Here is a 7,540-nt window from a genome sequence, read left to right as displayed (position 1 = left end):
CCGCCCACCCGCGCCGCCACCGCCACGCCATAGACGCCGTAGGCCACGAACACGAGCCACTCCGGATACGGCGGGTGTGTCTTCAGGATGCGCTCCAGCTCCGCGCGGGCCTCGGGCAACCGCACGCCTCTTTCGGGGATGGCGTCCGCCAGCCGCAGCAGCGCCCCGGCCCGGACCAGGTTCAAGTGCGGGTTGAGGGGCAGCCGCTCGAAGACCACGTACAAGCGCCGCGGGGACAGCACCTCCGTCATCGCCAGGCTCTGGAGCGTGAAGACCTCCACGTCCAGGCCCCACGCCTTCGCCGCCCTGCGCACGCGCGCCTCCACCAGCAGCGACGGTTGGTAGGCCAGGTGCAGCGCCTTCGCCAGCTCCAGCAGGAAGGCGGAGGCCGTGTCCTCGTCCACCTCCGGCTCCCGCGTCATGGAGAGTCCGCCACGGGGACCTCTTCCCCGCCAGCCTTGGCGCCCGGGCTCCGCGTGTCCTTGAAGGAGAAGCTGGCGCCCACCAGCAGCGTGGCCTGGAAGAAGCGGACGTCCTGGGTGCGCGTGGAGGCGGACAGGCCCAGCTGCTGGAGCGTGTCCGAGAACCGGTCTGTCTCCTTGCTTCCCCACGCCAGGTTGGCGCCCAGCGTGAAGCGCGAGCGGCCCAGGAGGAAGTGGACACCCGAGGCCACGTGGTACAGGTCCCAGCCCCCGAGCAGCGCGTTCGTCCGCGCCGTCGCGTCCAGGGCACTGAAGTCCGTGTGCCCGCTCAGGTACACCCGGATCCGCTTCCCCAGCGGCTGTTCGACGCCCAGCGCCCCGTTGAGCACCCCCTTGAGCGCGAAGGCGTAGTCCCCGTCGATGACCTCCTCGGAGTCGCGCGGCGCGATGGGCTCGGTGTCCACCAGCGTGAGGGAGGAGACGCGCGCGAAGCCCTCCAGGGACGCGTACAGCGTGGTCGAGCCGAAGCTGCGACTGACCCCGAGCGCCGCGGACCAGGAGCTGCGGAAGTGCGCCGGCAGGTCGTCCTGGTAGTTGAACACGGGCGCGGGCGCGTTCGTGTTGAACCCCTGGGACTGGACGGCGCGCTCGAACCCCACGGAGCCCCGGCCCCAGAGGGCCAGGCTGGGCGTCGTCAGGCTGAGCCCCACGGCCCAGGGGCCGTGCTGGTAGCTGGCGCCCAGCTTCAACAACACCCGGACGTGGTCGAACTCCAGGTCGCGGCCCAGGGTCGCCAGCAGCTGCTGGCCCGCGGCACCGGAGCCCTGCGCGAGCGTCTGGAAGCGCAGCTCGTGGTGCCGGGTCGCGACGAACGGCGTCAACCCCAGGCCCAGGTGTTTGGTGACGGGGGTGGCCCACGAAAGGCCCGTCCAGTACTCGCTCACGTTCTGGTCCAGGCGCACGTCCGAGGACAGTGAGTCCAGGCCCTGCACGCCGCCCAGGTCCGTGCCCGTCCGAGTACCGCGCGTCTGCAGGCTGTAGGCGAAGCCCTGGCGCGTGAGCACCGAGTAGGCGAGCCGGGACTTCCCCAGGAAGCCGAAGCGCAGCGAGCCGGCGAGCAACGACGGCAGCACGTCCACGTTGGAGTCGGCCAGGCTCCGCCCCTGGCCCTGCCCGTCCTTCACGTTCAGGCGCGAGTACTCGTACACGCTGCCGGTGAGCTCCAGCTCCGGCGCGGCCAGCAGCGCGAGCGCGCCGGGATTGTAATAGACGGCGCTGATGTCGTTCGGGTTGCCCACGAAGGCGCCGCCCAGCAGCCATGCCCGGTTGCCGAACTGCCGCGTGTTGTAGTGCGCGTCCTGCGCCAGCGCCGTCGCGGACAGCAGCAGTCCCAGCACCGCGCCCGTCACCGTGCCACCTCGGGCCCTGCAATGGATTGACGTCATGGCGTCAGTGCACCTGTGTCGATGAGAGGGGCTCGCCGTCGTGGGTGGCCCGCGCGCCGTCTCGCGCTTCGAGGTAGGCGCGCACGGCCGCGCCCACCGTGGGAAAGAGCAGGTCCTGTCCAATCAGCGCGGCCAGCCCGGAGCGCTTCAGCATCCGGCGCATCGGCGCGCGCGCCTGGGCGACGGCGAAGACGATGCCTTCGCCCGTGAGCTCGTGACACACCTCCTCCAGGCTGTCCGCGGCGGTGACGTCCAGGTCGAACACGGAGGACGCGTCCAGCACGAACCAGCGCACCGGCTGGCGGGACGCGGCCACCAGATGGCGCACCTGTTCGCGCAGGAAGCGGGCGTTGGCGAAGAAGAGGGGCGCGTCGAAGCGGTAGACGACGAGGCCGGGAATGGTCTCCGCGTCCGCGTGGCCTTCCACGTCGTGCCAGCCGGGCATGCCCTCGCGCTCGCCCAGGACGGCGTCGTGCGGGTGCGCCGCGCGGCGGATGAGGTCCACCAGCGCCAGCGCCACCGCGATGAGGATGCCCAGGAGGATGCCCAGGAAGAGCACGCCCAGCGTGGTCACCACCGCGAGCACCGCCTCCACCGGCCGCACCCGCCAGAGCCACACGAGCGGCTCCACCTCCAGCAGGGACACCGCCGCGACGATGACGATGGCCCCCAGCGTCACCAGGGGCAGCTTCGACAGCAGCGGCGTGAGGAACAGCGTGAACACCCCCACCCCCGCCGCCGCGACCACGCCGACGAGCTGCGTGCGCCCCTTCATGGACACGTTGACCGCCGTGCGCGAGGCACTGCCCGTCACCGGGAAGCCCTGCGTGAGGCCGGTGAGGAGGTTGGCCGCCGCCTGGCCGAAGAACTCCTGGTGGGTGTCCAACCGGTAGCCGAAGCGGTCCGCGTAGACGCGGCCCGTGAGCACGGAGCTGGCGTAGTTCACCAGCGCGAGGCTGAAGGCCGCTGGCAGGAGCGTGCGCACGTCCTCGAAGCGCAAGGAGGGCAGGCCGAAGGCGGGGGCTGACGCCGCGATGGGCCCCACCACCTTCACGCCGCCGTGCTCCAGCTGGAAGGACCCGGCCGCCAGCGTGGTGAGCGCCACCATCACCAGCGGCGCGGGCCAGCGCGGAAGGAAGCGGCGCATGGCCACCAGCGCCGCGACGATGCCCAGCCCCAGGAGCAGCGTGGGCCGGTGCGTGTGGCCCACGTTCGCCGCCACCTCCTGGAGCTGGCCCGCGAACTCGTTCGACCCGCGCTCCAGCCCGAACATCCGGGCCAGCTGGCTGCCGATGATGATGAGCGCCGCGCCGTTGATGTAGCCGATGAGGATGGGCCGCGACAGGAAGTCCGCCAGCGCGCCCGCCCGGCACAGCCCGCCGAGCAGGCTCACGCCCCCCACCATCAACGCGAGCAGCGCCGCCAGGGACGCCAGCCGCTCCGGCCCGCCGGCCCCCACCACCGGGGCCAGCGCCGTCGCGGTCAGGATGGCCGCACCCGCCTCCGGTCCCATCAGCAGGTGCCGCGACGGGCCGAACAGCGCGTAGGCCAGCATCGCGAAGGCGCCCGCGTACAACCCCGCCACGGGACGCACGCCGACAATCTGGGCGTAGGCCAGCCCCTGGGGGATGAGCATCGCGGCCACGGTGATGGCGGCCAGCACGTCCGCGCGCAGCCAGCGCCGCTCATACGTCCGTGCCTGCTCGAGGCCCGGGAGCACCCGCCGCAGGACCTCTCCGGGCGTGGCCTTGGTGCGCAGCATGGCCATCTCCCCCCCGGCGCCCCGGCGCCCGTCGCGTCCCGTGGGCTTGGTCCCCCGGATGCAAGGAAGGGTGGAGGCACCCGCGCCTCACGGCATCACCCACCCGGGGTGCGTTGCGCGCATCGGCTCCACGACACGAAGGGGCTCACGGGTTCGCGGAGGCCCGCCTGCCCGTCGGCAGCGATGGTCCGCCTCCGCGCTCGGACGCCTGGTGGCGCCGGTTCCAGAGCAGGTACGGCACCAGCGCCACGGTGCGGAGGATGAGGTACAGCCCCATGGCGCCCAGCAGGGTCTTCATGGAGTAGGTGCTGCCCCCCAGGCAGAAGGCGAAGGCGGGGTTGCCGAAGGTGGCGGAGACGGCCAGCGACGTGCGGTCCCCGGGCCGGGGCCGTCCCGCTACGTGGCCCAGGGCCGCGGAGCCCAGCGTCACCACCCCCATCGCGACATACCCCCAGAAGTGGAAGTGCTTCAGCAGCGGGAAGCTGGCGGCGACCAGGGCCACCACGGCCACCAACAGGGCGATGTTGAAGTAGATCTTCACCGGCTTGTGCAGCCGGAGCGCCCAGACAGGTGACAGCTTCTTGAGGCCGACGCCCAGGACGAAGGGCACGAGGAACGGGAGCATGACCCGCGACACGATCACCCGGTACGGCGGGGGCTGGATGACCAGGGGGAACAGCTGCGCCAGCAGCTTCAGCGACCACGGCAGCAACACGATGGCGACGACCGACAGGGTGATGGACAGCGCCAGGGACAGCGCCAGGTTGCCCTTCTCCCGGGACACGACGTTGAGCGCCATGGGCAGCCCCGGACAGAACGCCATCAGTACGATGACGCCCGCCGCGATGGGAGGCACCGGCAGCACCTTCACCACGAGGATGGCCAGCAGCGGCACGCCGACGAGGCTCACGCCCAGGCCCCGCGCGAACGCCGGCTGCCGCACGCCCCAGCCCAGGTCCCCCAGGTGCCACGACAGGCCCTGGGACAACCCGAGCGCGACGATGAAGGTCGAAATCATCAGCCCGATGAAGGCCTGCAAGTCACCCATCACCGTCCCTCCGGGAAGACGCGCTTCCAGTCCTGGCGCATGCTGACCACGGTCCAGCCGCCCTCTCGCGCGGCCTTCAGCGACGCGCCGTTCTTCTCCTGGTAGGCGAACTCGCGCTCCGCGTCGTCGTGGTCGATGAGCAGGGCGAAGCCGGGCCGCGGCTGCTCCTTCGTGTACTGGAGCATCTGGATGTCGCCGCCCGAGCGGACGTTGCCCGCCGCGAACACGGGCCGCCGCCCGATGTGCTGCTCGATGCCCACCGGCTTGCCTGCCTTGTCGTTGAGGTGGTCCAGGCGGGCCTCGCGCCGCAGCACCGGGTGGCCGTTTCCCTCGTCGAACTTCTCCTTCAGGCTGCTGCCGATGACCTGCTGGGGCGGGATGCCGTAGGTGTCCTCGGAGACGACGCGCATGAAGTCCATGCCGCCGCCCGAGGAGATCCACGTCTGGAAGCCGTTGGCGCGCAGGTACTGGAGCAGCTCCAGCATGGGCGCGTAGGCAAGCCGCGTGTACGGCACGCCCAGCTTCGGGTGGCGGGCGGACTGGAAGAAGGCGCGGGCCTCGCGGGCGAACTCCTCCTGCGTCCTGCCGCCGTGGGTGGCGGTGGCCAGCTCCATCAACTGGGACTCGTCCATGGAACGGAGCAGGGCCACGTCGCCCTCCAGCACGGCCTTGAAGGGCTGCCGCTTCGCGAGCGACGCGTCCTCCTTCACGCGGGCCTTCACCTGCTCCAGGAGGAAGGCGCCCTGCACCACGGGCTGCTCCTGCCAGAGCGTGCCGTCATTGTCGAAGGTGGCGATGCGCTCCTCCGGCGGGATGTAGCCGGGGCCGCCCTCGGTGGTGGCGCGGGTGACGAAGTCGACGATGGATTGCTTCACCGGTCCGTCGTTCCAGGATGGCAGCGGATCCGCGGCCAGCGCCTGGAGGGGCACGGCGAACGTCAGTGCGAGCGCCCAGAGGAGCCAGGCCTGTCTTTTCCACGCGCGTCGTTCCATGGCTGCCCCCTGTCCCGTGAAATCCCAGACATCAGGACGGTGGGAACGAAGAGGAGCCCTCACAACGCGGTGTGGAGCGCTCGCTTTGGCAGGCCGTCAGTGGGGGGCGGCGGAGCCTGCTGGGGTTTGCCTTCCGGGAACAGGAAGGCGAGCTGCGCGCGGAGCTGCCAGTCCGGGGCCGCGTCCGGGCGCACCGCGTTCCAGCACGCGCTCATGGACGCATTGATGGGTTGCCTGCCCAGCTTCGTGACCTTGCCCACACCCGCGCCGAAGGGGATGACCCAGCGGTCGCCGTCCGCTTCCCAGTTCGCGGTGAGGATGGGCGCGGAGGTGAGGTACCAGCCCTTCGGCAGGTTGTAGTTGATGAAGTACTGGAGCAGCAGCTGGTTGACGGCCGGGCGGTCGCCGGAGCCCAAGACGGACCAGACGTTGTTGGCCAGCACGCCGAAGGTCCACGGGTCGGGCTGGAGCAGCGCCACGACGGACGGGCCCACGCTCCATTTGCCGGTGCCCAGCACGTCCGATGTCGCGGTGGGCAGCAGCAGCGCCGGACCCACGCCCCAGATGAGCGCGCCGGGCTTCCGGGGCGAGATGAAGAAGGTGGCGGACGTGTCTCCCAGGCCGAAAGTGCCTCCGGAGTCCGCGGCCACGTCCGGCTGCCAGGTGAGGGGCAGGATGACGCGGTTGATGAGCGACCAGCGGGGCGTGAGCTTCACCGGCACCACGGGTTGGATGTTGAGCGTGTTGCGCGCGCGGTTGAACGGCCCGATGCCCAGGTCCAGGTTGTTCTGGAGGGGCACGCTGATGAGGTCGGCCACGGGGTTCTGGGTGGCCTTGGCCAGGTCCTGCTCGGAGGCTCCCGCGCCACGGGCGGGAGCCTCCGGCGTTTGAGCGAAGGAGGAAGCGGCGCAGCACAGGCCCCCCATGAGCCCGAACAGCAACCAACGTGTCCGGGCTCCCGCCATGTGTCCATCCCCCCGCCTGTGCCGCGCCCGGGATTGAAGCTGGTGAGGAAGTGGAGGCCGTCGCCACGGAACGCGGGTCGCACGCGTGTGTCCGCTGAGGTGGACCGGAGGCCGCTCACCCCGGATCGAGCGACCAGGTGCCTTCAGCCCAGCGCTGGAGGTTCAAGATGGCGCCAATTGCGGCCAGGCCTCCCTCCGCCGCGATGGCCTCCAACACCGCCTTCGATTCCTCCGTTCGGTGGCGCAGCAGGAACGATGCGGCCATGCCTCGCACGTCCGCGCGGGGATGCTTCAGCAAGACCGTTAGCGCCTCCCGTCCGGCATCTCCCTGCGCAAGCAGCGCATCCAAGGCAGCTCCGTACTTCCGGGCGTGCTTGTTGCCCTTCTTGGAGTCTCCATCCCGAATGCAGTCGCCCTGCGCGGAGACATGGTGCGCGAACTGTTCGACGAGTTCCTTCAACTCCATCACCAGGCTCCCTTCATGACTTGTTCCAAGGCCAGCATCCCGAATCGGCGTTGTTCCTCGAAGGGCTGGGTGCTCAGCCACTGACGCACGGTCATCGTGGACGACCGGGTCAGGTCGCGGCGGATGGCAGAGAAGATACCGCTGATGCGCGTATGCAACCGAGCATCCAGGCGAATGACGTTGTCCGTGTTGTGCAGCGCATGCGGACCGAACCGCTCCACGTTGCCGGGGGTCTGCTCGACGATGTGGTGCCACTGCTTGCCGGCGCCCGCGGGTCCCATGGCCTGCTTGAAGCCGCTGAACGAGCCCCAGGACCTGACACCGGGAGCGGATGGAGGACTCCCTCCGCCTTGCCCCTGGGCCGCCATCGCGACCGCGCCCGGAGCCACTGCGAGCTTCCATCTGGAACAAGTCACGGGCGGCTTGCTGTGGACGGGAAG

Annotated in this window: 7 protein-coding genes and 1 pseudogene; all 8 read right to left on the bottom strand. The window is 70.5% G+C overall.

Features of this window, described 5'->3' with window-relative positions; all coding sequences use genetic code 11:
* A partial coding sequence (locus tag D7W81_RS19755) for a threonine/serine exporter family protein (RefSeq protein ID WP_147445555.1) occupies window positions 1–422 on the bottom strand: 422 nt, incomplete at its 3' end.
* On the bottom strand, window positions 419–1,867 hold the full coding sequence (locus tag D7W81_RS19750) for a hypothetical protein (protein WP_147445554.1): 1,449 nt from the start codon (window positions 1,865–1,867) through the stop codon (window positions 419–421). The genes D7W81_RS19755 and D7W81_RS19750, both read right to left, overlap by 4 nt.
* 4 nt (window positions 1,868–1,871) lie before the next feature.
* On the bottom strand, window positions 1,872–3,629 hold the full coding sequence (locus D7W81_RS19745; RefSeq protein WP_120556933.1) for a SulP family inorganic anion transporter: 1,758 nt from the start codon (window positions 3,627–3,629) through the stop codon (window positions 1,872–1,874).
* Between the two features lie 145 nt (window positions 3,630–3,774).
* Window positions 3,775–4,677 (bottom strand): bile acid:sodium symporter, encoded by a 903-nt coding sequence (locus D7W81_RS43030; RefSeq protein WP_208721377.1) that lies wholly within the window; start codon window positions 4,675–4,677, stop codon window positions 3,775–3,777.
* On the bottom strand, window positions 4,677–5,669 hold the full coding sequence (locus D7W81_RS19735) for an HAD family hydrolase (protein WP_120556932.1): 993 nt from the start codon (window positions 5,667–5,669) through the stop codon (window positions 4,677–4,679). Before D7W81_RS19735 ends, D7W81_RS43030 begins: the two co-directional genes overlap by 1 nt.
* Before the next feature lie 59 nt (window positions 5,670–5,728).
* Window positions 5,729–6,634, bottom strand: a complete 906-nt coding sequence (locus D7W81_RS19730) for a transporter family protein (RefSeq protein ID WP_208721376.1) — start codon at window positions 6,632–6,634, stop codon at window positions 5,729–5,731.
* Between the two features lie 115 nt (window positions 6,635–6,749).
* Complete coding sequence (locus D7W81_RS19725) at window positions 6,750–7,100, bottom strand: DUF2019 domain-containing protein (RefSeq protein WP_120556931.1); 351 nt, start codon at window positions 7,098–7,100, stop codon at window positions 6,750–6,752.
* Window positions 7,100–7,495, bottom strand: a pseudogene (locus D7W81_RS19720) (AHH domain-containing protein); the annotation flags it as partial. The gene D7W81_RS19725 and the pseudogene D7W81_RS19720, both read right to left, overlap by 1 nt.
* Window positions 7,496–7,540 lie beyond the last annotated feature (45 nt).

It is taken from the genome of Corallococcus aberystwythensis, assembly GCF_003612165.1.
In the GTDB taxonomy this organism is placed as follows: domain Bacteria; phylum Myxococcota; class Myxococcia; order Myxococcales; family Myxococcaceae; genus Corallococcus; species Corallococcus aberystwythensis.
This window is presented reverse-complemented; position numbering and strand designations above follow the sequence as displayed.

Excerpts from the sequence above, each read along its gene's own strand:
- D7W81_RS19750 (WP_147445554.1), bottom strand. The coding sequence starts at position 1,867 with ATGACGTCAATCCATTGCAGGGCCCGAGGTGGCACGGTGACGGGCGCG.
- D7W81_RS19745 (WP_120556933.1), bottom strand. The coding sequence starts at position 3,629 with ATGCTGCGCACCAAGGCCACGCCCGGAGAGGTCCTGCGGCGGGTGCTC.
- D7W81_RS43030 (WP_208721377.1), bottom strand. The coding sequence starts at position 4,677 with ATGGGTGACTTGCAGGCCTTCATCGGGCTGATGATTTCGACCTTCATC.
- D7W81_RS19735 (WP_120556932.1), bottom strand. The coding sequence starts at position 5,669 with ATGGAACGACGCGCGTGGAAAAGACAGGCCTGGCTCCTCTGGGCGCTC.
- D7W81_RS19730 (WP_208721376.1), bottom strand. The coding sequence starts at position 6,634 with ATGGCGGGAGCCCGGACACGTTGGTTGCTGTTCGGGCTCATGGGGGGC.
- D7W81_RS19725 (WP_120556931.1), bottom strand. The coding sequence starts at position 7,100 with ATGGAGTTGAAGGAACTCGTCGAACAGTTCGCGCACCATGTCTCCGCG.